The sequence below is a fragment of the Bacillus sp. NPDC077027 genome, from assembly GCF_050269555.1.
Classification (GTDB): Bacteria; Bacillota; Bacilli; order Bacillales; family Bacillaceae; genus Bacillus.
Window position 1 is genome coordinate 1 of record NZ_JBNNIO010000004.1, and the last position, 24,453, is coordinate 24,453.

The 24,453-nt window shown below is 36.9% G+C and carries 27 protein-coding genes, 1 tRNA gene and 3 pseudogenes; 18 read left to right on the plus strand and 13 right to left on the minus strand.

The window, feature by feature from the left end:
• The first annotated feature begins 13 nt into the window (after window positions 1-13).
• From ACQKEZ_RS14570 to tsaD, 6 genes are all read left to right on the plus strand, one after another.
• Window positions 14-90, plus strand: a tRNA-Asp gene (locus tag ACQKEZ_RS14570).
• Window positions 91-366: 276 nt separating this feature from the next.
• Window positions 367-1,344 carry a thiamine-phosphate kinase gene (gene thiL, locus ACQKEZ_RS14575; RefSeq protein WP_427301980.1) on the plus strand — a complete coding sequence of 326 codons (978 nt, stop codon included), beginning with the start codon at window positions 367-369 and terminating at the stop codon, window positions 1,342-1,344.
• A 14-nt stretch (window positions 1,345-1,358) separates the two neighbouring features.
• A complete protein-coding gene (gene tsaE / locus ACQKEZ_RS14580) occupies window positions 1,359-1,835 on the plus strand; it encodes a tRNA (adenosine(37)-N6)-threonylcarbamoyltransferase complex ATPase subunit type 1 TsaE (RefSeq protein ID WP_427301981.1) in 477 nt (158 codons plus the stop codon).
• Window positions 1,816-2,505, plus strand: a complete 690-nt coding sequence (gene tsaB, locus ACQKEZ_RS14585) for a tRNA (adenosine(37)-N6)-threonylcarbamoyltransferase complex dimerization subunit type 1 TsaB (protein ID WP_427301983.1) — start codon at window positions 1,816-1,818, stop codon at window positions 2,503-2,505. The genes tsaE and tsaB overlap by 20 nt, the downstream gene beginning before the upstream one ends.
• Before the next feature lie 25 nt (window positions 2,506-2,530).
• Window positions 2,531-2,959 (plus strand): ribosomal protein S18-alanine N-acetyltransferase, encoded by a 429-nt coding sequence (gene rimI / locus ACQKEZ_RS14590; protein WP_427301985.1) that lies wholly within the window; start codon window positions 2,531-2,533, stop codon window positions 2,957-2,959.
• On the plus strand, window positions 2,952-3,977 hold the full coding sequence (tsaD, locus tag ACQKEZ_RS14595) for a tRNA (adenosine(37)-N6)-threonylcarbamoyltransferase complex transferase subunit TsaD (protein WP_427301987.1): 1,026 nt from the start codon (window positions 2,952-2,954) through the stop codon (window positions 3,975-3,977). The genes rimI and tsaD overlap by 8 nt, the downstream gene beginning before the upstream one ends.
• A 301-nt stretch (window positions 3,978-4,278) precedes the next feature.
• Here the strand turns inward: tsaD and ACQKEZ_RS14600 are convergent, their stop codons facing one another.
• Window positions 4,279-6,204 (minus strand): ABC-F family ATP-binding cassette domain-containing protein, encoded by a 1,926-nt coding sequence (locus tag ACQKEZ_RS14600; RefSeq protein ID WP_427301989.1) that lies wholly within the window; start codon window positions 6,202-6,204, stop codon window positions 4,279-4,281.
• 138 nt (window positions 6,205-6,342) lie between these two features.
• Here ACQKEZ_RS14600 and moaC point away from each other — a divergent pair, with 138 nt between their 5' ends.
• From moaC to tatC, 4 genes are read left to right on the plus strand one after another with little or no spacing between them, the layout of a single operon-like run.
• Window positions 6,343-6,834, plus strand: a complete 492-nt coding sequence (gene moaC / locus ACQKEZ_RS14605) for a cyclic pyranopterin monophosphate synthase MoaC (protein WP_427301991.1) — start codon at window positions 6,343-6,345, stop codon at window positions 6,832-6,834.
• A 15-nt stretch (window positions 6,835-6,849) separates the two neighbouring features.
• Window positions 6,850-7,503: a redox-sensing transcriptional repressor Rex gene (locus ACQKEZ_RS14610; protein ID WP_427301993.1), complete on the plus strand. Its 654-nt coding sequence runs from the start codon at window positions 6,850-6,852 to the stop codon at window positions 7,501-7,503.
• Window positions 7,504-7,531: 28 nt separating this feature from the next.
• Window positions 7,532-7,711, plus strand: coding sequence for a twin-arginine translocase TatA/TatE family subunit (locus ACQKEZ_RS14615; protein WP_427301995.1), 180 nt, complete (start codon window positions 7,532-7,534; stop codon window positions 7,709-7,711).
• A 15-nt stretch (window positions 7,712-7,726) separates the two neighbouring features.
• Entirely contained in the window at window positions 7,727-8,479 is a 753-nt protein-coding gene (gene tatC / locus ACQKEZ_RS14620; RefSeq protein ID WP_427301997.1) for a twin-arginine translocase subunit TatC, read from the plus strand.
• 44 nt (window positions 8,480-8,523) lie between these two features.
• Here tatC and ACQKEZ_RS14625 read toward each other — a convergent pair whose 3' ends face one another.
• The 3 genes from ACQKEZ_RS14625 to ACQKEZ_RS14635 are packed head-to-tail and all read right to left on the minus strand — an operon-like array spanning window position 8,524 to window position 10,125.
• Window positions 8,524-9,159 (minus strand): NUDIX hydrolase, encoded by a 636-nt coding sequence (locus tag ACQKEZ_RS14625; RefSeq protein WP_427301999.1) that lies wholly within the window; start codon window positions 9,157-9,159, stop codon window positions 8,524-8,526.
• A 43-nt stretch (window positions 9,160-9,202) separates the two neighbouring features.
• Window positions 9,203-9,394 (minus strand): YdiK family protein, encoded by a 192-nt coding sequence (locus ACQKEZ_RS14630; RefSeq protein ID WP_427302001.1) that lies wholly within the window; start codon window positions 9,392-9,394, stop codon window positions 9,203-9,205.
• The gene (locus tag ACQKEZ_RS14635; RefSeq protein WP_427302003.1) at window positions 9,391-10,125 is read right to left on the minus strand and encodes a CPBP family intramembrane glutamic endopeptidase; all 735 of its coding nucleotides are present in this window, start codon (window positions 10,123-10,125) and stop codon (window positions 9,391-9,393) included. Before ACQKEZ_RS14635 ends, ACQKEZ_RS14630 begins: the two co-directional genes overlap by 4 nt.
• Before the next feature lie 230 nt (window positions 10,126-10,355).
• Between ACQKEZ_RS14635 and groES the strand changes: the two genes are divergently transcribed.
• The 4 genes from groES to ACQKEZ_RS14655 all read left to right on the plus strand — a co-directional run bounded on the left by groES (window position 10,356) and on the right by ACQKEZ_RS14655 (window position 16,301).
• Window positions 10,356-10,640, plus strand: a complete 285-nt coding sequence (groES, locus tag ACQKEZ_RS14640; protein ID WP_427302004.1) for a co-chaperone GroES — start codon at window positions 10,356-10,358, stop codon at window positions 10,638-10,640.
• Window positions 10,641-10,692: 52 nt separating this feature from the next.
• Window positions 10,693-12,327, plus strand: a complete 1,635-nt coding sequence (groL, locus tag ACQKEZ_RS14645) for a chaperonin GroEL (RefSeq protein WP_427302006.1) — start codon at window positions 10,693-10,695, stop codon at window positions 12,325-12,327.
• 840 nt (window positions 12,328-13,167) lie between these two features.
• Window positions 13,168-14,934 (plus strand): AAA family ATPase, encoded by a 1,767-nt coding sequence (locus tag ACQKEZ_RS14650; RefSeq protein ID WP_427302008.1) that lies wholly within the window; start codon window positions 13,168-13,170, stop codon window positions 14,932-14,934.
• A complete protein-coding gene (locus ACQKEZ_RS14655) occupies window positions 14,931-16,301 on the plus strand; it encodes a UvrD-helicase domain-containing protein (protein WP_427302010.1) in 1,371 nt (456 codons plus the stop codon). Before ACQKEZ_RS14650 ends, ACQKEZ_RS14655 begins: the two co-directional genes overlap by 4 nt.
• Before the next feature lie 181 nt (window positions 16,302-16,482).
• Here the strand turns inward: ACQKEZ_RS14655 and ACQKEZ_RS14660 are convergent, their stop codons facing one another.
• From ACQKEZ_RS14660 to ACQKEZ_RS14675, 4 genes and pseudogenes are all read right to left on the minus strand, one after another.
• Window positions 16,483-16,617, minus strand: a complete 135-nt coding sequence (locus ACQKEZ_RS14660) for a hypothetical protein (protein ID WP_427302012.1) — start codon at window positions 16,615-16,617, stop codon at window positions 16,483-16,485.
• 666 nt (window positions 16,618-17,283) lie between these two features.
• Window positions 17,284-17,547 carry a hypothetical protein gene (locus ACQKEZ_RS14665; RefSeq protein WP_427302013.1) on the minus strand — a complete coding sequence of 88 codons (264 nt, stop codon included), beginning with the start codon at window positions 17,545-17,547 and terminating at the stop codon, window positions 17,284-17,286.
• 313 nt (window positions 17,548-17,860) lie between these two features.
• Window positions 17,861-18,199 (minus strand): hypothetical protein, encoded by a 339-nt coding sequence (locus tag ACQKEZ_RS14670; RefSeq protein WP_427302015.1) that lies wholly within the window; start codon window positions 18,197-18,199, stop codon window positions 17,861-17,863.
• 19 nt (window positions 18,200-18,218) lie between these two features.
• Window positions 18,219-18,599: pseudogene (locus ACQKEZ_RS14675) on the minus strand (polymorphic toxin type 50 domain-containing protein); the annotation flags it as partial.
• Between ACQKEZ_RS14675 and ACQKEZ_RS14680 the strand changes: the two are divergent.
• Complete coding sequence (locus ACQKEZ_RS14680) at window positions 18,567-18,797, plus strand: N-acetylmuramoyl-L-alanine amidase (RefSeq protein WP_427302017.1); 231 nt, start codon at window positions 18,567-18,569, stop codon at window positions 18,795-18,797. The pseudogene ACQKEZ_RS14675 and the gene ACQKEZ_RS14680 overlap by 33 nt on opposite strands.
• A gap of 225 nt (window positions 18,798-19,022) precedes the next feature.
• Here ACQKEZ_RS14680 and ACQKEZ_RS14685 read toward each other — a convergent pair whose 3' ends face one another.
• From ACQKEZ_RS14685 to ACQKEZ_RS14695, 3 genes and pseudogenes are all read right to left on the minus strand, one after another.
• Window positions 19,023-19,361, minus strand: a complete 339-nt coding sequence (locus tag ACQKEZ_RS14685; protein WP_427302018.1) for a hypothetical protein — start codon at window positions 19,359-19,361, stop codon at window positions 19,023-19,025.
• Between the two features lie 15 nt (window positions 19,362-19,376).
• Window positions 19,377-20,387, minus strand: coding sequence for a polymorphic toxin type 50 domain-containing protein (locus tag ACQKEZ_RS14690; RefSeq protein ID WP_427302402.1), 1,011 nt, complete (start codon window positions 20,385-20,387; stop codon window positions 19,377-19,379).
• A pseudogene (locus ACQKEZ_RS14695) lies at window positions 20,388-20,932 on the minus strand (T7SS effector LXG polymorphic toxin); the annotation flags it as partial.
• 451 nt (window positions 20,933-21,383) lie between these two features.
• Between ACQKEZ_RS14695 and ACQKEZ_RS14700 the strand changes: the two are divergent.
• Complete coding sequence (locus ACQKEZ_RS14700) at window positions 21,384-21,854, plus strand: hypothetical protein (protein ID WP_427302020.1); 471 nt, start codon at window positions 21,384-21,386, stop codon at window positions 21,852-21,854.
• Between the two features lie 445 nt (window positions 21,855-22,299).
• On the opposite strand, the gene ACQKEZ_RS14705 is transcribed toward ACQKEZ_RS14700, so the two are convergent.
• Window positions 22,300-22,719 carry a hypothetical protein gene (locus ACQKEZ_RS14705; protein WP_427302022.1) on the minus strand — a complete coding sequence of 140 codons (420 nt, stop codon included), beginning with the start codon at window positions 22,717-22,719 and terminating at the stop codon, window positions 22,300-22,302.
• 266 nt (window positions 22,720-22,985) lie between these two features.
• Here ACQKEZ_RS14705 and ACQKEZ_RS14710 point away from each other — a divergent pair.
• Both ACQKEZ_RS14710 and ACQKEZ_RS14715 read left to right on the plus strand, forming a co-directional pair.
• Window positions 22,986-23,225: pseudogene (locus tag ACQKEZ_RS14710) on the plus strand (PadR family transcriptional regulator); the annotation flags it as partial.
• Window positions 23,226-23,409: 184 nt separating this feature from the next.
• On the plus strand, window positions 23,410-23,844 hold the full coding sequence (locus tag ACQKEZ_RS14715) for a hypothetical protein (RefSeq protein WP_427302024.1): 435 nt from the start codon (window positions 23,410-23,412) through the stop codon (window positions 23,842-23,844).
• A gap of 59 nt (window positions 23,845-23,903) precedes the next feature.
• Here ACQKEZ_RS14715 and ACQKEZ_RS14720 read toward each other — a convergent pair whose 3' ends face one another.
• The gene (locus tag ACQKEZ_RS14720; protein ID WP_427302026.1) at window positions 23,904-24,365 is read right to left on the minus strand and encodes a hypothetical protein; all 462 of its coding nucleotides are present in this window, start codon (window positions 24,363-24,365) and stop codon (window positions 23,904-23,906) included.
• Between the last annotated feature and the right edge of the window lie 88 nt (window positions 24,366-24,453).

The following is a 24,453-nucleotide window of genomic DNA, read 5'->3' on the forward strand; positions in this document are numbered from 1 at the left end:
CCGCAACCAAAATGGTCCGGTAGTTCAGTTGGTTAGAATGCCTGCCTGTCACGCAGGAGGTCGCGGGTTCGAGTCCCGTCCGGACCGCCATTTTTGATTACATGCAAACGAAAACATATGGTTTCGTTTTTTTTTATGTCTATTTCTTTTGATACAGATTGATCTGTCCTATGAAAAGTCAAATATTTGGCTAAACTGGTCATAAAATCGTGATGGGTTATCACAAGCCGCCTGGTTTTTTAATGCCAGGCTTTCTTTATATCATTTTTAGTTGGAACTGATTCCAACTTCCGATAAACTAATACTAAATGTAATACATAGTAAACGATTGATAGATATTTATTTACATGAAGGGACTGTGTTTGTATGGATGAATTTGACCTCATTCGTCGTATTTCTCCAACTACTTCTCATCATCGGTCATTAACAATGGGTATTGGTGATGATGCCAGTGTGTATCAAACTCATTTGGATAAAGAAGAAATTGTCTGTGTCGATACAATGGTTGAGCATATTCACTTTCGTTTCGATTATTCGACAGCGTATGAGATCGGTTATAAAGCATTGGCTGTGAACATAAGCGATATCGCAGCAATGGGTGGAAAGCCTAAATACTATCTTGTTTCTATTGCCGTTCCACCTCATTGTGATGAGGACATAATCACTTCACTATATAAAGGAATGCGCTCACTAGCTGGAGCTTATCAAATGGATTTGATTGGCGGGGATACTGTATCGACTCGAAGCGATCTAGTCATAACAGTGACGGTCATTGGTGATATTCCAAAGGGAACTGCCTGCTATAGACACACTGCTAGGCCGGGAGATATTGTGTTTGTGACGGGTGAACTAGGTTCATCTGCAGCAGGTTTAGCGCTACTCTCAGGCGAAGTGCAATCAATGAATGGAATTGATGATTCATTCTTTCTCAAGCGTCACAAACTGCCGGAGCCTCATCTTATCGCAGGCCAAATTTGCTCAAGCTTTCAACGAGTTGCCCTCAATGATGTAAGTGATGGATTAGCAAGTGAGCTAAATGAAATTGCTGAATCTAGTAACGTTTCAATCGAAATAGATCGTTTTCTACTTCCAGTCCATCCTGATTTGCCGCGCTTGAGTGAGAATTGGCAACATTGGACATTATTTGGTGGGGAAGACTTTGTTTTGACGGGAACGATTGCAGAACAGGACTGGAAAGCATTTAAACAAGAATGCCAGATGAATCAAATTGAGCTGACTCAGATCGGGATTGTTCAGCATGGTGATTGTGCAGAGGTTATCCTGTTGGAAGGAGAGCAGCGTTCAAAGCTATTAAAGAAAGGATATAATCATTTTAAGAAGTGAGGTGATTAAAGGCTATGATGTTACAATGGAAGACATCTAGTGCTGAAGAAACGAAACGTATCGCTTCAAAGGTCGCTGCACTCGCAAAGCCGGGTGATGTGTTGACACTAGAAGGTGATCTCGGTGCGGGTAAAACGACTTTTACAAAGGGATTTGCTCAGGGATTAGGCATTACACGTATCGTCAACAGTCCTACCTTTACCATTATCAAAGAATATACTGATGGCAGATTGCCTCTCTATCATATGGATGTCTATCGAATGGAAGATGCAGAAGAAGACATTGGTTTAGAGGAATATTTTGAAGGACAAGGTGTGTGCTTGGTAGAATGGGCACATTTAATAGAGCCTCAATTGCCGTCAGCCCATTTGAAAATAGAAATTTTAAGAACTGAACGCGAAGAAGAACGCACGGTTACTTTTTATGCACAAGGCGCTCGTTACGAAAGCCTTTGTAAGGAGATGAAAGATTATGACCATACTCGCAATTGATACATCCAATTATACACTTGGAATTGCTCTTGTCAGAGATGGGGACGTGATTGGAGAAACGATTACTTATTTAAAGAAAAATCATTCTGTACGAGCGATGCCAGCGGTCGAGGCACTATTACAGGAGTGTGATGTAGAAACTGCTGATTTAAGCAAAATTGTTGTAGCAAAAGGTCCGGGCTCTTATACTGGTGTACGGATTGGCGTAACAATTGCTAAAACGCTTGCTTGGTCACTGTCTATCCCAATATCATCTGTATCCAGCTTAGAAGCATTAGCTGCGAATGGGCGTTATTTTAATGGCTACATTTCTCCATTATTTGATGCGAGAAGAGGACAAGTTTATACAGGCTTGTATTCGTATGAGCAGGGAAAATTGCTGGGGATAAAAGAAGATCAAAATTTGTTACTTGTAGATTGGCTCAATGACTTAAAAGAAACGGGGAAACAAGTCTTATTTCTTGGACATGATGTGATCCTCCATCAAGAGACAATTCGCTCTATTTTAGGAGATGCAGCTGTTTTCACACAAGATCCATTGCTTAATCCAAGACCCTCAGAACTTGCTTTTATAGGTGTGGATCGTTCTCCTGAAGAAGTACATCAGCTTGTACCAAACTATATTCGTTTAGCAGAAGCGGAAGTGAAGTGGCTTGAAGGACAGAAATGAGATAGGGTCTGTTAAGGTTAGATCAATGAACGTGGAAGATATCCCAGAGGTTTATACGATTGAAGTTCATTCGTTTACTGCACCTTGGAAAAAGGAATCGTTCATTTATGAGATTCTTCATAATAAATATAGCCATTATTTTATTATTGAAAAGGACCATCAGCCTGTAGGTTATTGTGGTGTATGGATTGTACTTGAAGATGCTCAAATAACCAATATTGCGATCTTACCTGAATATCGTGGAAAAGGCTATGGAGAAGCACTACTTCGGCACGTTATGAATTTTTGCAAAGAAAAAAAGACAGAGCATCTGTCATTAGAGGTTCGGGTTTCGAATTCACCAGCGCAATCACTTTATGAGAAGCTAGGATTCAGACCAGCCTCTGTGAGAAAACATTATTATACGGATAATGGTGAAGATGCATTAGTCATGTGGGTGAATTTAAATGAATGAACAAAAAGAGCTTTTTATACTAGGAATTGAAACAAGCTGTGATGAAACAGCAGCCTCTATTGTAAAAAATGGTAAGGAAATCGTAGCAAATGTCGTGGCTTCGCAAATTGAAAGTCATAAGCGCTTTGGAGGAGTTGTACCAGAAATTGCTTCAAGACATCATGTGGAACAAGTTACCGTTGTTTTGGAGGAAGTGATGGCTCAAGCAAACATGCGCTTTCAAGATATTGATGCAATTGCGGTGACTGAAGGACCAGGATTGGTTGGTGCGTTGTTAATCGGAGTAAATGCTGCAAAGGCACTGAGCTTTGCACATCAAATTCCGATAGTCGGTGTCCACCATATTGCTGGGCATATTTATGCGAACCAGCTAGTTGCTGAATTGGTCTTTCCATGCTTGGCACTAGTCGTATCTGGCGGTCATACAGAACTTGTTTTGATGAAAGAGCATGGCTCCTTTGAAGTGATTGGTGAAACATTAGACGATGCAGCTGGTGAAGCATATGACAAAGTCGCTCGAACAATGGGTCTTCCTTATCCAGGTGGACCACATATAGATCGTTTGGCACAAGAAGGAGAGCCACGTATTAAACTCCCTCGTGCTTGGCTTGAGGAAGGCTCTTATCATTTTAGTTTTAGCGGGTTGAAGTCTGCTGTGATCAATACTCTTCACAATGCATCTCAAAAAGGAGAAACGATTGCTCCTGAGGATTTGTCTGCAAGTTTTCAAGCAAGTGTTGTGGAAGTGCTTGTTGGGAAGACGTTAAAGGCAGCTGCCGCCTATGATGTGAAGCAAGTAGTACTTGCAGGAGGAGTGGCTGCAAATAAAGGTCTCAGAGAAGCTTTACAGCAAGCATTTAAAGAACAACCAAATGTGACGTTAACCATTCCGCCTATATCACTTTGTACAGATAATGCAGCGATGATTGCTGCAGCTGGCACAGTAGCTTATCAAAAAGGAATCCGTGGCAATATGGCGATGAATGGACAGCCAGGTTTACCTCTTGAATCATATTAATTCAGCTCCTGTGGATACACAGGGGTTTTTTATCGTTTAAATGTAAACGGTTTATACACAATTTAATCATAACTATCCACAATTGTTAGAAAGTTTTGAATAAAATTCATGTGATTGTGTATAACTTCATCCTTTCGTGTGGATATGTGATTAAAACTCTGTGGATACTGTGGGTAATTGAGATGAAACTATATTCTATAAAGATAAGACTGTGGATAGTTTTGTTAATAAAAATATCTTGTTACAAATGATGATAGGTTAGGTGCAAAGATTTGAAAAAAAGCACCCATGAGGGCGCTTTCTAAGTTTCTGATAGTTCTTCCCATTCTACAAAAAATGATTCTAGCTCTTTGTTTAATTCTTCATTTTCTGTTTGAATGATCTGTACTTTTTCATGATCTTGGAATATAACAGGCTGACACAATTGCTCTTCATTTTCACTTAGTTGTTGCTCAATGGAGGCAATGCGTTGTTCAATTTCTTCAATTCTTCGTTGCTTTTGTCGCTCTTTCTTTTTGAGTTCTTTCTCCTCTGCATAAGAACGCTTCGTTGAAAGAGAGGCATCATCAGCTTTTGTTTTGACAGCTGTTTCTGACTCTTTAAGTGCGTCAAGCTCCAATTGCTCATTTTTCTTTTCTATAAAGTAATCATAGTCGCCTAGATATTCTTTAGACTCATTTGGAGAGAGTTCAAGTACCTTTGTTGCGAGTCTATTAATAAAATAACGATCATGGGACACAAATAAAATGGTGCCTGGGTAATCAATCAGCGCATTCTCTAAAATTTCTTTGCTGTCTAGGTCTAAGTGGTTGGTCGGCTCATCAAGGATGAGAAAATTTGCTTTTTGAAGCATTAATTTCGCTAGAGCGACACGTGCCTTTTCGCCACCACTTAATGCATGAACTGGTTTAAGCACATCATCTCCTGAAAATAAGAAATTACCTAGGCATGTGCGAATCTCTTTTTCGGTCATATGTGGATATTCATCCCAGAGTTCATCTACTACTCTTTTCGATGAAGTTAGCTTGGCTTGTTCTTGGTCATAGTAACCAATGCTCACATTTGAACCAAAGAGGATTTCACCTTGTACTGGTTTTAATGTATTTATTAACGTTTTAAGCAATGTTGATTTGCCAATACCGTTCGGACCAATAAGTGCCACACTTTCTTCACGATTAATATGGAAAGAAAGAGAGGTGAGAAGCGGTGTTTTGTGATCGTAGCTAATTTCTAAATCACGGACGTGTAAGACATCATTTCCACTTTGTTTGGTGATCTCAAAGTGAAAGTTTGCAGATTTCTCATCACCAAGTGGTTTTTCAATTCGTTCCATCCGCTCTAATTGTTTTCTTCTGCTTTGCGCCCTTTTCGTCGTAGATGCCCTTGCTAGGTTGCGATCTACGAAATCTTGTAGCTTTGAGATTTCACCCTGTTGTTTTTCAAATAGCTTGATGTCTCGCTCTAACTGCTCTGCTTTAAGCTCAAGGTATTTACTATAGTTCCCAGCGAATTTTTTCATAGTTGTTCTTGACACTTCGTATACATGGTTGACCACTTTGTCTAAGAAATAACGGTCATGAGAAACGATTAATATGGCACCTGTGTAGTTTTGCAAATATTGTTCCAGCCATGATAAGGTATCAATATCCAAATGGTTGGTAGGTTCGTCCAATATCAGAAGATCGGGTTTGATTAATAGAAGCTTCCCAAGCGCAAGGCGTGTTTTTTGTCCGCCACTCAAGGATTGTACGGTTGTGTTATCGTCAAATTGACTAAAACCAAGCCCATGAAGGATGGAGCGGACATCTGCTTCATATTGGTAGCCGCCTTTGTCTTTGAAATCTTGTTGGAGTCTATCGTATGTTTTCATGAGTGAATCTAATTCTGTACCAGTAGAAGAAGCCATTTTCTCTTCGATGTCTCTCATGTCTTTTTCCATTCCTTTTAAATGGTCAAAGACGGTTAGCAATTCTTCTTTCAATGTTCTGTCAGATGTGACATCTGTATGTTGAGCTAAATAACCGATGGATAAATCTTTCGGTCTTACAATTTCGCCTTTTTCATAAGACATTTGTCCTGCAATAATCTTCAAAAGCGTTGATTTACCCGCTCCATTTCGCCCAACAATGGCAACGCGATCCTTTGCTTTTACTTCTAATTTTATATTCGTTAAAACAGTATCAGCGCCAAAAGACTTTGAAAGCTGATTCACTTGTAAAATCATCATGTAACTTCACCTCTGCTATAATATGTTTAGTGTAGCTTATCAGCAGAAAACCGGCAAATCTTACATACAATCGTCACTGTCAAATGAAAGACAGATAGGAAAAAATAGTGTATTATTTGAGTAAGGGAGCGTTTTAAGATGAGTGATTTTAGCCACTTTAACGAACAAGGGAGAGCAAGGATGGTGGACATTAGTGATAAGTCATCCACAGTCCGGACTGCGACTGCTACTTCGAGTGTTCGTATGATAAAAGAAGTATTTACCAAAATACAAAATCGTGAAATTGGCAAAGGTGATGTACTGTCAGTTGCCCAAGTTGCGGGCATTATGGCAGCTAAACAAACCTCTGCCATCATTCCAATGTGTCATCCACTTGCACTGAAAGGCGTGGATATCTCCTTTGATTGGGAGGAAGACGGAAATGTGCACATGTTGAAAATTTATGTTCAAGTGAAAACAAAAGGAAGTACAGGTGTAGAGATGGAAGCGCTCACTTCCGCGTCAGTATGTGCGCTGACTGTTTACGATATGTGCAAGGCGATAGATAAAGGCATGATGATTGGCCCGACCTATCTTCTAGAGAAGACTGGCGGGAAAAACGGCGATTTTCACAGAGCATCTGATATTTAAGTTGGAGGATCTTATATGAATATAGACCAGTCAAAAATTCCGCAAGCGACAGCTAAACGTCTGCCGCTTTACTACCGTTTTTTAAAAAATCTGCATGCATCAGGAAAACAACGAGTCTCTTCGGCAGAACTAAGTGATGCCGTCAAAGTAGATTCTGCAACGATTCGTAGAGATTTTTCATACTTTGGGGCTCTTGGAAAAAAGGGATATGGATACAATGTGGATTATCTGCTCACTTTTTTTAGAAAAACACTTGATCAGGATGAAATGACCAATGTTATGCTGATTGGTGTGGGGAATCTGGGAACTGCTTTTCTCCATTATAATTTTATTAAAAACAATAATACAAAAATTTCAATGGCTTTTGACATCAATGAGAGTAAAATAGGAAGTGAGATAGGTGGCGTGCCTGTCTATGATTTGGATAAGCTTGAAGAGCATGTGAAAGAGGTAGGAGATATACCGGTAGCTATTTTAACGGTACCTGCCATTGCAGCTCAACCGATTACAGATCGTTTGATTGCTTTAGGGATTAAAGGAATCCTTAATTTTACGCCGGCTCGATTGAATGTGCCGGAACACATTCGAATTCATCATATAGATTTGGCGGTTGAACTTCAGTCTCTTGTTTATTTCTTAAAGCATTACTCAGTTTCACAAGAAGACTGATGAAAAGGGGTAAAGGGGGTGGAGCAGAATGGGTCCGATCGGTCCTGGAAGTCTTATTTTGATTGCCATTGTTGCGCTCATTATTTTTGGGCCTAAAAAGCTTCCTGAATTGGGAAGAGCAGCAGGAGACACGTTACGTGAATTCAAAAATGCAACAAAGGGTTTAACTGATGATCAGGAAGAAAAAAAGAAAAATGAAGAACAGTAGAATGGGATGAGCTTCATGAATGTGAGAGAAATGCCGCTTATGGAGCATATTGTTGAACTGCGAAAACGTTTAGTGATTGTTGCTTTGTTTTTTGTCATTTTCATGGTGGCAGGCTTCTTTCTAGCCAAGCCGGTTATTATTTATTTGCAAAATACTGATGAAGCAGCAAGCTTAACCCTTAATGCGTTTAGGCTGACTGATCCGCTGTATATTTTTATGCAGTTTGCATTCGTCATCGCTTTGGTTTTAACATGTCCAGTGATTTTATATCAGCTGTGGGCTTTTATCAGCCCTGGCTTATATGAGAAAGAAAGAAGAATTACATTATATTATATTCCAATTGCATTGGTTTTATTTTTTTGTGGTGTGGCTTTCTCCTATTTTATCTTGTTTCCGTTTGTCGTCGATTTCATGATGAGAATGTCTAATGATTTAAATGTGGAGCAAGTGATTGGAATTAATGAGTATTTTACTTTTCTGATGCAGTTAACACTTCCATTTGGGCTACTGTTTCAGATGCCAGTCGTTCTCATGTTCTTTACGAGACTTGGTATGATCACACCAATGTTCTTATCGAAAATTCGTAAGTATGCCTATTTTGCACTCCTTGTCATTGCCGCACTGATTACACCGCCAGAGCTTGTTTCTCATCTTATGGTCACCCTACCGATGCTTGCTTTGTATGAAATAAGCATTGTGATCTCCAGAGTGACTTATCGAAAGATGCAGCATATAGCAGAGGAGAAAAAAAATCATCATGTATCATGAAAAAAGCATCACCATCTGATTAGATGGCGATGCTTTTTTGTGTGTCAAAGTATCTGCTGGATGATATGGAACAGCTGATCGAAGTAAGCAGACTCGTGTGGAACAAAATGACTAGTGTCTGCTTCCTTTAGCTGATCGTGCCTCATGCCATTTTCATCTATCTCAAAACCATGTAGGGTCAAGGTTTCACGTTCACCTGTAAAGAGTCCTATGACTTCATGTAATGGCGCACGATAAAGGCCAGCCACTTCTTCCTTTTGTAAGTGGAAATCATGTTCTTGTGTACGGCTATTATAGAGATACACATGGCAAAATTCTCTGTCGAGGATATTCGCTTGTTTGATTACATCTGGCAAAACCCCTGCATAAGTTAGCTTTTCAAATGGGATGGAAATCCCAAGTTCTTCTTCTAATTCTCTAACGCCATCTTGAGGTGATTCCTCTGCTAAAAGGTGACCTGCTGCGGTGATGTCAAGAAGCGCTGGGAAGTCTTTTTTTGTGTTGCTTCTTAATTGAAAGTGTAGATATGTGATGCCGCTCTTCTCTGTTAAAAGCCAAAAATGGAATGTTTCATGCCATAGCCCTTTTGCATGTACGTCTGATCGTGAGGCGATGCCGATTGATTCATGCCGCTTGTTAAAGATATTCAAGTACTCCTGTTCGATGATGGTTCTCTCCATTCAAAAAACCATTTTCCAATCAAAAAGGAAAATGGTTGTGGTTTTATTTTTGCTGCTTTTTGAGCTTGACTGAGAAGGCAAACATTTTAAAAGCGATATTGATATTATAGGCTGCAAACACCATGAGTAATATGCTATAGAAAGACCACATATCACCAGGATTTTGTATCGCCATATATGTGAAAGCCGCTCCCACGGCAAAATAAATCAATCCCCATACGACAGGGTTTCTCATAAGAAAAAGCCTCCAATAATCATTTGCAATGCTGCAGATTGTTCATCTATTATTTTTTTCACTGGTTCAAACTGACCAAGGATTACGAGCGAGTTCATTAATATGTGTGCACCGATTGGCACGATGATTCGTTTGGTCTTGGCATATAAGAAGGCAAACGAAAAGCCCATGGCTGTATAGAGTAAAAGATGAGCGGAATCATCATGAACAACGGCGAACATCACTGAACTAATGAGAGCGCCGATGAAGAAATTCGTTTTTTCATATATCACACCAAAAATAATTTTCCGAAACACGATTTCTTCTGAAATCGGTCCAAGGACAGATATGACAATCACCAACAAAGGGATTGATTCCATAATAGACAAAATGTTTTTTGTATTCTCTGACTCGCGTCCAATGCCGAATAGTTGTTGTTCAATGGTTGCGGCGAAAGTTTGAGCGAGAATGGATAAGAAAAACCCAGCGATAATCCAAACGATGGCCGAGCGAACCGATACAGGTGTTTCTTGCCGAAGTGATGTTTTCGGTAATGTCCTGAGAATGAGTAAGATAATCACAACACCAATGGGAAAGCTAATGATTGTCCATACGCCTGAAATGTGAGTGAGCTCCTGCTTTGTAAAAGGAGGTTCAAATATCCCTAGCCACTTCATGATCATCACATAAGGAAGTATAGAAAACTGCACCACTATATAGGTTAAAATGATGTACCAATACTGTTTTTTCAAGTAATGAAAACTCCTTTGCTAAACGAACTAGATTTATTGTAACACAAGACGTCTTTTTCGTTGAAAAGGAAAGAATCATCATGAAAAAAAGAAAATGAAAGCGTGAAAAATTTTAATGCGTTTGACTTGAAATTACAGCAGACATTCTTTATTATAGAAAATGTGTTAGCACTCGTTATGGTTGAGTGCTAAAAAAGACTACATATAATAAATTGAGGAGGTTGTTTCTTATGTTAAAGCCATTAGGCGATCGCGTTATCATTGAACTTGTTGAATCTGAGGAAAAAACCGCAAGCGGTATCGTTTTACCGGATTCTGCAAAAGAAAAACCACAAGAAGGTAAAATTGTTGCAGCTGGTTCAGGGCGTGTGCTTGAAAGCGGAGAGCGCATTGCGTTAGAAGTGAAGACAGACGACCGCATTATCTTCTCAAAATATGCAGGCACTGAAGTGAAATATGATGGAAAAGAATATTTAATTCTTCGTGAAAGCGACATTTTAGCTGTTATTGGCTAATCACATAAAAAATAAACAAAAATGGTAAAATAATTGAGGAGGTTTCGTTATTATGGCAAAAGATATTAAATTTAGTGAAGAAGCCCGTCGTGCGATGCTTCGTGGTGTAGATGCACTTGCGGATGCTGTAAAAGTAACTTTAGGACCTAAAGGACGTAACGTGGTTCTTGAGAAAAAATTTGGTTCACCGCTGATTACAAATGATGGTGTGACAATTGCGAAAGAAATTGAATTAGAAGATGCTTTTGAAAACATGGGCGCAAAGCTTGTGGCAGAAGTAGCAAGCAAAACAAATGACGTTGCTGGTGACGGTACAACAACTGCAACAGTTCTTGCTCAGGCTATGATTCGTGAAGGCTTGAAAAACGTGACTGCTGGTGCTAACCCTGTTGGTGTTCGTAAAGGAATTGAAGAAGCTGTAAAAGTAGCACTTGAAGGCTTACAAGAAATTTCTAAACCAATCGAAGGTAAAGAATCGATCGCTCAAGTGGCAGCAATTTCTGCAGCAGATGAAGAAGTAGGAAGCCTGATTGCTGAAGCGATGGAGCGTGTTGGTAACGACGGTGTTATCACAATTGAAGAATCAAAAGGATTCACAACTGAGCTAGAAGTGGTTGAAGGAATGCAATTCGACCGTGGATACGCTTCTCCATACATGGTAACGGATTCTGATAAGATGGAAGCAGTTCTTGAGAACCCTTATATCTTGATCACTGATAAGAAAATCACAAACATTCAAGAGATCTTACCAGTTCTTGAACAAGTGGTACAACAAGGTAAACCACTATTGCTCATCGCAGAAGATGTAGAAGGCGAAGCACTTGCAACACTTGTTGTAAACAAACTTCGTGGTACATTCAACGCTGTAGCAGTGAAAGCACCTGGATTCGGTGACCGTCGTAAAGCGATGCTTGAAGACATCTCTGTTTTAACTGGTGGAGAATTGATTACAGAAGACCTTGGTCTTGACTTGAAATCTACTGAAATTGGTCAACTAGGTCGTGCTTCTAAAGTTGTAGTGACAAAAGAAAATACAACGATCGTTGAAGGTTCAGGTGATTCTGCGAAAATTGCTGCTCGTGTGAATCAAATCCGTGCACAAGTGGAAGACACAACATCTGAATTCGATAAAGAGAAATTACAAGAACGCCTTGCAAAACTGGCTGGCGGCGTAGCTGTCATTAAAGTCGGTGCGGCGACTGAAACAGAATTAAAAGAGCGTAAACTACGTATCGAGGATGCGTTGAACTCAACTCGTGCAGCAGTTGAAGAAGGTATCGTATCTGGTGGTGGTACAGCGCTTGTGAATGTATACAACAAAGTATCATCAATCGAAGCAGATGGTGACGTTCAAACTGGTGTGAACATCGTTCTTCGCTCTCTTGAAGAGCCAATTCGTCAAATCGCTCACAACGCTGGTCTTGAAGGATCTGTCATCGTTGAGCGCTTGAAAAACGAAGAAATCGGCGTAGGCTTCAATGCAGCGACAAACGAGTGGGTAAACATGATTGAAAAAGGTATCGTTGACCCAACAAAAGTAACACGCTCTGCACTTCAAAACGCAGCTTCTGTTGCAGCTATGCTTCTTACAACTGAAGCAGTTGTAGCTGACAAACCAGAAGAAGGCGGCTCAGGCGGCGGAATGCCAGACATGGGCGGCATGGGTGGAATGGGTGGCATGATGTAAGGAAAACTCTAAGCCCTTGATATGTGACAAGGGTTAGAGCACTTCTCATCACACCGTGGTCATTTTATTGGTCATAAGCGCCGAAATCACTCTAAATATGGAGGTCTCTCAGTAATTCAGTGAATTTTTGAGAGGCCTCTTTTTCTAATATATTGGAAGAACTAGAGGAATCGTAACCACATTTATGCCGATTTTGAGCCTGCAAATGGAATACATGCAATCGTAAATGTTAATGGGCTATTTTTGTCGATTGACTATTTGAAAAACAAGTTACACGTGGACACGAAACAAATAAGAGAAGAATGGAAAAAATTAGTAGTTCACAGTACGGCAAAAGAATAACGCTAAAGCAGTAAATTATTTATCAATCACTCATAAAGGGACAATCGTTTCGTATCGTGCAAGTTAGTCCGCAGTTTTTAGAAGAACAGAGCTTCAATTTTTCTAGAAACCATTAGTAAAATAAGGTAGGTTGTAATGTGTATTTATGTAATTTTGTAATTGGCCTATGATGAAGCTAATATTACCAAGGGGTTGGGGAATTACAAAATCAATGACAAAAAACGTTTTATTAAAAAATGACAAATGAAATGTAAGAGGATTACAAGTGAAATGATAACTTGTAATCCTCTTTTTCGTTAGAGTAATAATGTTTATGAGTGGAAATTACAAAATTACAAGTTTTTAATTGTATGCATACAATTATTTTGAAAGAAGTGACATAAAGGAATGGTTCATTTCCTTGTTTAACCTTTTTTCCATTGGTATCATTGTAATAGGTTCTTTGGTTTATTCAATTGTATATACTTTCATTATTAAATATGAAATGGGGACATTTAGTTGATTATATCTAGATTACAAATTAAAGGGTATAGAAATTTAAAAGATATAGATATCGTATTAAACAGATTGTCTATTTTTATAGGTGAAAATAATGGTGGTAAAAGTAATTTGCTGAGAGCTATTACATTGCCATTTTTGAATGATGAGATAGGCACTGTTAGTAAACATTTGGGGTGGCATGATATTAATAATGAATTAAAGCTAGAATACTTTACTTTTATTTCTGCGAATTTAGCTAGATTGAAAAGTGGTGAGGTGGAAGTCGATGAGTTTGTAAAATACATCCCTTCGGTTACCGTGAATGTTACATTTAAGCCAGATGGTGCTGACGAATACTATGTTCATAAGTGGGTTAATTCAATTGTTGAAGAAGATCCGCTATTTAGTATTAGGTACAGATATTGTATTGAGAATCCTCAAGAGTTATTAGCACATATAACTAGCATTTTAACGGACAGGGATGAAGACTCTATAGAAAAAATAAAAATGAATTTACTTCCTATAGAATTATTCAAATATTCAATCGTTGTTCCTTCTACTGATGAAGAAGTAGCTTTTAATGATTTAATAAACTTTAAATATAACGCCTTAGCAGCAGAGCGTGATGATTTCTCAAATAAAAATACACAATTAGGTTCGAAATCATTAGTAAATTTACTTCATAATAAGCTCACTAATGAACAAAAAGTACAGGTAGAGCAATCATATGAAACATTCTTCAAAGATTTAAAAGAGATAAGTGATCTAGAAGGGGTACTCAATTGGCAACAAGATTCAACTCTAGAGAATGCCAAAGATTTTTTTGATCAAATTACACTACTTCCAAACATGCCTAGTATGAATTCTTTATTAAATAATGTGCGTTTAGGTTTTGGGGAAGACTATTTGCAAAATCAAGGGTTGGGGTATAGGAATTTAGTTTATTTACTTGTAATGATGAATTCATTAGAAATTAACAATGAAATTGCTTTAAATATCCTAACTCTTGAAGAGCCAGAGGCCCATCTTTGTGTAAGTAATGAGCGATTATTTGCAAGTTTTATTAATTCAATAATTAATTCAAGTAGTAAGACGCAGTTATTTATTTCTACTCATAGTTCCGAGTTTATAAATAAACTAGAGTTGAAAAATATTACAGTAGTTACAGAAGGAAATGCGTTTTCTTTAATGTCTGTTGCTGAAGAAGAAGAGTTGGATTACTTGGCTAGAAAACCAAACTTAGATTTCCTTAAGTTTTTATTTTCGAGAAATTGTATTTTAGTAGAGGGACCAACTGAAGAAATGTTAATTAAATCTTATTTGAGTTTGCAGAATAATATATTGCATGATATTGAGGTCATTTCATTACATAAGGGCTTCACTAAAATGTTAGATATTTGGTTGAAAGTTAACAATTTGACATCTCATAGAATAGGGATAATTAGAGATTATGACAATGAACCTGCTGCGGAAGAGAGACATTCTGATTATAATTCAAATAGCAATATATACGTTACTACTACTTCCAAATATACTTTAGAACCTGAATTTGTTAGTACAGGTGAGAACTTTGAAAAACTTAAAACTTACTTTGGTAAAATCCATAATTGGCGAGAGGAAGATATAAACTCCCCTCAAGCATTGTCTGATAAATGGAGAAACGCTAAAGCTGTTACAATGCTGAAGTTTTGTCAGGATTTTGGTTCAGGGCATTTAGAAGAGATTGAATTACCAGGACACATTGGTAGAGTGCTAAATTTTTTACAAACGGGCGTTAAAGAATGAAGATAATAATAGCAGGTGCTGGTGCGGGTAAAACTACTTCTATGGCACAAAAGGTATTAGAAAGATACAACACAATTACTGATGGGAAAATAATATACGTAATTACCTATACTAACGTTGCTAGAGATCATATAAGAAAGAAAGTAATTGAATTAAATGGAAGTATTCCTAGAAGAGTTAGAATAGAGACATCACATGTTTTTTTGTTACAAGAAATAATCTTTCCTTTTCATCATCTATTATATGAACAACAGTATAATCAAGTATCCCTTATAAAATTGCCAGAAAATCATGGCTATAGAGCTAATAAGTTAGGAGAACTTCGGGAAAATAATACGATTCATGTACAAGAAGCTACGAAGGTTGCTAAGTGGATAATAAGTGGGAAATCTGATGATAGAAAAATAATAAAAAACAAAAGAGAGAAAATTCTTGCCATAATTCAAAGATATTTAGATTGTGTTTTTATAGATGAAGCCCAAGATATGGACCAATATTTATCAGGAATTATCGAAATGTTGAATAATAAGGAGATTGGGGTAATAGTAGTTGGGGATCCTAAACAAGATTTAAGAGGGAGGAATGAATTAAGAAAATTAATTGAAAAATATTCACATAATGTAGAATATAAAAAAGAAAATCACCGTTGTCCTATTTCGCATGTTAATTTTGCTAATTCTTATATTTCACCGGAGGAGAAACAGGTGTGTCAGCATGAGGAAATGGGAGAGATAAGTCATATCTATGAAAATGACATATCTATCAAGAGCTATGTGGATGAAGGGGATTGGTGTTATTCTTTTATTTTAAAAAAAAATGAGCGATTTGTCACTCAATCTGATGAAATGAATTCGGCAAAAAATAACTTGAGGTACGAATTAAAAGCATTAGTAAGAAAAACTGATATAGAAGATAAGAAAGTTGACCAAAAAGTATATTTAATATTGGAGAAAGTACTACAAGACTTTGATAATACCAATCATTGGGCAATAATTAATAGATTAGGTACGGAACTATCCATAGGGTTAACTCGACAAGATAAGGCAAGATTGTTCGCATCCTTAAAAATGAATGAAGAGAATAATAATGAACAAAACGGGATATTAGTCCAGTCTATTGACAAAATAAAAGGTCTAGAGGGCGAAAATTGTTTATTTATATTAACAACCGATTTGTCAGACTATATTTTCAAGAAAAAAACTGAAATGAATAAAATGATAAATTATTTGTATGTTGCACTTACTAGAGCGAAGAAAAAATTAGTGATTATGGTTACGAGTGAAGTGGAAAATAAATATGGTCGAGCATGGATTGATTGTAAGTTTGAAAGTTTATTTAGTGGTAACAAGCCCGGTGGTGATACATGATGGTGCCAGTATGGACTACTTGCAGGTTGAATCAAAAAATATTGAGAACTTAGATGATATTGAGGTTACTAAGTTACTACCGTCGTGGCTTTATAACGAAGAGAATAAATTTAATCTAGTGAAAAACTCTTTACTTGTAGTATTAAATATTACGGAAGTCATGGTAGTGAGGATGAAGATTTTAAATTGAAAAATGCCTTTGGAAAAACACCTTTAATTCCAAAGTAGAAGCATTATTTGCTCCGTAATCATGGTTACATCCTGTTGTAAACAGTGCTATACTAAAGGCTAGAAAAGCCCATTTAATTACTTTCATTGTTGAGTCTTCCTTAACGATTTGAGTTCCTTCTATACAAGTTGTTCTTCTTTAAACTGTGGTCACACACTTGGTCATTATTTTGGTCAGGAGAGAGTTTGAAATCGTTCGACTGTATTTTCTGATTTTCTTTGAAATGCTGATTTGAATGGGTTTCTATGTAGCTGTTTTCGAGGATTTACGTGGCGAGCTTATGGGCGGAATGATGTAACACCCTCGAAAACCCCTTGAAATATAGGGGTTTTTGTTATGCTTCTTTTAATTGGTCTCCCGCCTACAAACTGAATCTTTAAAGAGAGATCATTTACAAATGAATTGAACTTTTCTGATGTTCTTTCTCTCGCTTTTTTTGTAGTATGCAAATAAACCAATCGAGTAATTTCAACATTTCTATGACCAAGTATTTTTTGGTTTCTTCGAGCGGTACATTTGTTTCGGTAGGGTTTGCATAATACGTTGTACAGTCTTGTGGTTCATTTTTGTAAGAGGGCTGTTATTTTACGATACCCATACGTATATTGATGTGTTTGACAGAGTGATGAAATAAGGTCGATCAACACCTTTTTTTTTGACTGATGACCTCGTTTTTTCCAACGATAAAATGTTGATTTTGCAATCTCAAATATCTGCCAGAATGTGATCACAATGACTTTGTTTTTGACCGTTTCATAAATAGACACTAATGCTTCTTAATATCACAATTTGTTGTTTTAAGTAGCGAATTTCCGTTTTCAATTTCTCATTCTCATCTTGATATTCAGGCCCTTTCCCGTACGAATACTGTTTGCCCACTGGCTGTCTTAAACGATGAATGTCTCCAGATTTATACCATTTCATCCATGTTTTAAGTTGAGTCACATTCCGAATATTTAATTCCTCCAACGCTTTTTTAACTGGTACTCCCGCCAATCGTATTTCAATTGCTTTCATCTTCACTTTAATTGGATAACTAACTTTTGAGCCGATAGAAAAACACCTCCAAATTGGTTTCAGGTATTCTATACCCGATTTTCAACTTAAAGGTGTTTTTTATTTATCTCACTTTATGGGGTCAGTCCCGATTTTGAGGGGCTTTTTTTGCAGATAGAGCCACAGTGCATAATGCTTTCTTGTAGCGATAGGTATAATTGCTGGTATGGCTGCCGTTGTTGATACTGATTATGCTGATGGTTGCTATTACATTAAATTAAAAAGGCCCTCTTTCAAGAGCTCTTAGATTATATAAATTCCAACTTAGCAATTGTTATTCATCACTGTCCATTTCCCATAATTTCTGACCGGTTGCTAAATATACTGCATTTGGTGGCTCTTCATAAAGAGAGATTTCTACTAATGAGCTTTTTCCTTTATTTAACCAATCATATATACTACTTTCATTATGAAAAGGAGGTGTTAAAATTTCTTTTACTCTAAATGCAACTGCATAATATTCTGTGTAATTTACATCATCGTCTTCTAACCTATTATCTGTTTCATAGAGTGTGTCTGGTTTACCCACAATCTTTAATCTATTTTTCCATTCTAATCTCAGTTCTTTTCCCCCATTTTCATCTAATGTTTTTATTAAAGAGTTATATTCCATAGTAATTCATCCTTTTACTTCATTCTATTGGTTTTGCAGGTACTATATGAGCACCGTCTTTTGAATAATGTATTGTTCCTCTTGTAGTCTCTATATATTTCCCGGTTTTCATGTCATAAGCCTTTCCTATTTTTTGACCGAAGTTTACAACTTCTCTTCCGTTTGGTAGTATTTCTCATCTACCAGCATATTTATCAAGCAATTCTTGTGCTTTTTTATTATCTCCATTGAAAATGCTTTTATTTGTACGACCATTTGCAACTTCTTGTTTATAGTTAGGTGCATCAGGATTATGTTTTTCTTGAGCTCCTGATTTTACTTTTGCAGGGAAACCATTTACTTCACGATACGGACCTTTTGGTACGGAGTGTTTGCCGAAGGAAGGTGTTTTTACAATCTTCTTGGCTATTTTGGGATCAAGTCTAAAAAACTAGCTGTTTTAAGAGAAACAAAAATGCCAGCGATTTTGACGGAGAACCTTTTTATTGATCTTAAAGAAGATGCTACGCTGCTAAAACAAAAATCATTTCTTAATCTGTTGGCCGAGGGCCATGTGGAAGGCATTGCAGCAGCCGTCGGTTTGAAAAAGGTATCTTGATTATCTCTAAAACCAGCCCTAAAAAAGAAACTTCACCAAAAGGCGTTAAAATGGCCGTGGTGAAGCCGAATGCCGATGGATCTAAGGGTCTATGATAAGCCCGTGATAGTTAACGGATCGAAAATGTACAAATTGAAATCAGGTCTTTTTATTACAGCTGTCTCAAAATATGTTGAGGTAAAGAAATAAATGAAAAGCCCTTCCAATTTGGAGGGCTTTTCATTGTTATTCATCGCTGTCAAATTCCCATAATTTTTGACCGTCTCCTAAATATACAGCATTAGGTGGATCATCATAAAGGGAAATTTCCACATAAGAATTTCCTTCTTGTATTACCCAATCACATACTCTTCCTTCGTTATGAGTTGGGTGGGCTATAATGTTCTTGACAATAAAGGCAACTGCGTAATATTCTGTGTAATTTATATCATCGTCTTCTAACCCATTGTCTGTTTCATAGAGTGCATCTGGTTTTCCGCTAATCTGTAATCCGTTTTTCCACTCTAATCGCAATTCGTTGGCACCATATTTATTTAATATTTTGATTAAAGAGTTATATTCCAAGAGTATCAATCCTTTTTATGGTATTGGTTTTGTTGGAACTATATGAGCACCATCTTTTGAGTAATGTATTGTTCCTCTATTGGTTTCTATATATTTTCCAGTTTCTAAGTCATATGCTTTACCTATTTTGTGATCAAACTTAACAACTTCTCTTCCTTTTGACGGGACGTGTCCTGTGCCAGCATATTTATCAAGCAATTCTTGGGCTTTTTTATTGTCCCCGTAGAAGATGCTTTTTTTCTTGCCGTTAGCTACCTCCTGTTTATAGTTAGGTGCATCAGGAATATGTTTTTCTTGAGCTCCTGGTTTTACTTTTGCAGGGAAACCATTTACTTCACGATACGGACCTTTTGGTAGGGAGTGTTTGCCGAAGGAAGGTGTTTTTACAATCTTCTTGGCTACTTTCTCTCCTTTCATTTTTTTAAAAACATATTTTCCAACTTTAACGATTTTAGCTCCTGGTATCATGTACAAGCTTGATACTAGACGATCCATGTCAGCGACTTTATCACCTGTTACAGGGTCTCTCCCTGTAATGACTCGAATTGCATCATTTATTCCTGTAAATTCAACCGATGTATTTAAGATTTTTTGAGGTTTGTCGCCTATTTTCACATCAGAAATCGTTGTGATGCTCTCAATCGTTACTTTGTTTTTCTCAAATATTCGTAAGCGATACAGCATTCCATCTCGAATAACTTCAACTGTTTTGGCATTTGCGAAGTCAATTTTTTCATTTGTATTATATACTTTTCCATTTACGAACACGGCGTTTTGATTGATTTTATTAGACGGTTTCCTATTTACAATCGTATCCACATTTGATCGCTCTTTATCATTCAGCTTCTGCAGCATGATTTTCATCGGATTTTCATCAGGATTGGCTACTTTTTTATCCAATTCGTTTAGGTTACTACTGATTCTTTTGTCTTCCTCATCTTTGAGAATGGATCCTTTTTGATAGGTGGTAATTCCGATCTTCGCACCAGTGAACATCGTGCCTAGAGTGTCTATGTATTCCTTCATTGTTTGGATGGAATTCTTGGTTTCATTCAAAGCACTGGCTTGTTCTCTGTCAAAGGCATGGAGCGTTCCGATGGTTTTTGAGATGTTCAGCCATGCTTTTTGGTAGCTGGCTTGAAAAACAGACTCGTCCACACTTGGTAAATGAATGATATGGCTTACCTTGCCGATGGCGCTGCTCACATCTGACACGATATCGGATACGGCTCGTTCGGCATTTTTCAAACCATGATCAAGCTCATGCTCGAGAAATGATTGTGAGATAAAGCCATTTTCATTTGATTCAAATGCATGAAGTGCATTCTGAACCTTTTGGAGTGCGGCGCTGTATTCTCCAATCGTGACTTGAAAGAATTGCAAGAAAGGGATATGGCACTTGTGTAAAACGCTCGGATGGCCTCTCCAGCCTCACCCTTTAGTGCGCCATCCAGTGAAATGATTCGATTGATTTGTATTTCAATGGATTTTATATGTTGTGATTGTTGTTTTAACTGTGTCAGTGTTTGATCAATTGCATGATGCAAAGCCTGAACATCTAAAGTTTTCATGGCATTCTCCTTTAAAGCTTGGTCGCAATCAATAGAGATTTTACCATTATACGGAGAATGATTGGTAAATAAATACTTACATTCCTTGAAAATGAAACGATTGACATAAGTGTTAAAGGCTAGATTTTGAAATAACGAGTTTGGAACAGTCCGAGAATGTGTTCGTTCTCACAAAAGACATAGAAGAAGGGCGGAAGAAATACCGATCTTATGACTAGAATTAAAATTCCCATTCTCTTTTTTTATTATCCCATGTTAACTCTTTTCGAGTAATTAGGTTTTTTACGTTTTAGTAGGTATTTTGTGTTGTGAGTTTATTCATATTCCTTTGTTTGCCGTAAATTACATACTTTATTGCTAAACTCCCCGTTTTACAATCGGTTATTTGTGACTATGGAAATTATTGTATAATTCGAGTTATGCTTGATTTGTATTTAAAGGAGGGTTATTTTTGAAGAAAAAGTTCATAAGAAGAATTTCAATGATCGTGGTTGCTTCAATTGGTATTTCCTGTACTCTTGGGGAGTTTGCGGATGCAAAAGAAAACAACTCAAATGTTCAGTTGGTGACTGAACAAAATACGACAGGGGAATCTTTCATAAAAAATGATCCGGAATTGTATCAAGGTGCTTTAGAGCTTGGTCTTACTGACAAAGACATCTTTACACTTGACAGCCTTTTCTTAGATCGGGTTACGGTACATAACCCAGTCGTTGTTGCTCTGGGCATAATTACTGGCATGGCTGCTGTTGTTGGGACTGGTTACGGTGCTGGTCGCTATATGGCAAATCAACTTTACAAGCGCAAACAGTTAAGCAAATCAACATATAAAAAACACAGATGGACATTTAGAGCCGCACTAGTTCCTGTAATAGGTTTAGCAGCAACATTCGGCTTTGATGACTATTATATGGACATTTAAAATGTTTGAGTATATTTTGATTTTACTCATATTGGCAACGTTGTTATTCACCGTGGTTGAGGTTATAAAGATTAAACGAGAAAATAAATCACTTAGAAGTGAGATAGAAGAGATAAAGAAAAACATTAACAAGTAAACGAATCATGTTGGTCGTCCTTTATGGGGCGGCTTTTCTTATAATGGGGAAAAATCCATTAAAGGAAGGTGTCTTTTTTATATTCCACGGAAGTGAAAACTGAAAAAGAAATTCGTCAGCCTCTGGAAAACACAGCTTTATAAAAAAGAAAACATAGAATGAAGTTTTGCAGATTCAAAACAACTACTGCTGATTAGTGAAAAACAGAACTTGAGTGAGCAAATTCTTTAAACATAAATATTTTTAAAATAAAAAGCTTGTCGAAAAACGTGAGTTTCTCTACAAGCTGAGAATAGATGACTGCTATTTTTAATCTTTTGGTTTATACCCATAGTTTTTGTAAATTTTCTCTAGTCTAGATAGAGAATTTTCAATTGAGCTAATTATAGATGAAGTGGTTACACCCTCAATGCCCGTTTCTAAATTATCTAGCGATATCTTAATGAGTTGATAATAAGTTATAAGTAATCCTTTCTCATTCGATCCGTCATTTGGATCATAGTTCGCATCAACCCAGTCATTAAATTCAGATTGTTTTTCGAAATTTGATTTAATTGCTTTATCAACTTCTTCACCATCTTTTATTGATTTAACTAACGATTTAATTGATTTAAAGTAACCAAAGGATTCTTTAATGTAATCTGGAGAATGACTTTCAACACTTTCAGATGAACAGCCAACAAGAGTAAATAACAAGGTAATCAATATTATGAATGACTTTTTTTGCATAAAATTCCTCCTAGAGGTCATAATATGGGTTTGTAACGTAAAAAAGGAAATGACTTTTATACATCTTATCGTAAAAGTTGAATAAGTCCAATAAGAAAGTCAATTTTCTCCAACATTTGAAATCAATTTAAATGGTAGTCCTAGCGGTTATTGATACAAAAGAAAAACATAAAAAGTTTACATGCTATTTGAGGTTTATATCCAGAATACATCTATCGGAAGAGGCTTATGTCATTTTATGGACATAAGTCTTTTCTTATGGTTACCAAATCATTAAAGATATCTCTCATTGTATGGAAATTTCAGAATCCACATTATCTCCAATTTTAAAACGACTAGAACAACACAAATATGTTGAGACATACTCCCAAGAGCATAACAGTCGATTAAGAAAATACTACCGAATAACGAAAATCGGAAAGGCACATATTTCACAGTTTTTAGATAATTGGAATCAAGTGATGGCTATTTATGATTTTATTTCTGGAGGTAAGGAAAATGAATAAAAATGAGTTTTTGAGTAGCTTAGAGAAGCAATTGCTTTATCTAGGTGAAAAAGATGTTCATATATGAACAGCGTAATCTTTAACTTTGTTTAAAATTACATAAAATCATCCAGATATTCCATAAAAATAAATGTCGCTTCCTTATAATAGATGTATGAGATGAACAAGGAGAGTGAGAGACGTAATGGATCAAATGTTATTGAATACAGGTCAAAAGAGATTTCAAACAAGGGCTGGGACGATAAAGGATTTTGGGGAATGGAATATATCCCCGAATGACATCGGGGCATTATCTAAGGAAACAGTGGAGCGAATTTTACAGGAGCGGAATACGGATCAAATTCATCAAATCATGTATGTTCCTTTGAAAAATACAAAGGATTTAGCTTGGTTGATTCATAGCGTGAGAGATGTGTTAAAAGAAGAGAAGGATGAAGAGGTAGCGTTGGAGTTAGCGGATGTACTATATTTTTTTGTTGTTCCTCATTATAAGAAAACGATTGTGGCGAATGAATCGGTATCTCAAGATGTTGACATCATTTTCAGCATTTTGACCAAGTGGGAACATCCAGGTATTGATGAATTAGTAGAGGACATGAAAGAAGTGTTAAAGAATTAAGTACAAATAAAGCTTGTAGAGAAGACTCTACAAGCTTTTGGCATCCATGCAACCAGCAATTATTGGACAGTATCCCAAGTGATTTTGCTTTCGCTCGTTAATTTTTTTCCTTTGGCTAATGGACGACCATCTTCCTGTTTTACGATGACATTAAGGTCATAGTATGAGTAAAGGGCGCCAAGACTATCATTTTCAGGTTTGGATAAGTTATTGTCTTTATCAGTTGCCGCACCAATTGCCAATGTTTTGGCGAAATTTAAACCAATGACTTCTGCATAATCTTGATTTGTTTTTGATGTGGAAACGACTGTCAGTGTAATGTTTCTTTTCTTTTCGTTAATAGAAATAGTCGTTTCTTTGACTAAGTCTGACTGCTTGATGGTTTGATTTGTTTCGTTTTGGATTTTGTCACTGATTTTTGGTAGTGCGAGTGGTTTTGATGGTTCCTTCGTATTCGAGCAGGCTGTAAGAAACACGAGCACTACAGCCAAACTGATCAAGGCCAATCTGCTTCTTTTCAATGTTCGTTCTCCTTTTTCTTTAGATCAAGGTAGGTCTTTTCTTTTATGTTAACACGAAACAGCTATTTGTATGAAAGAGAAGTGTTGA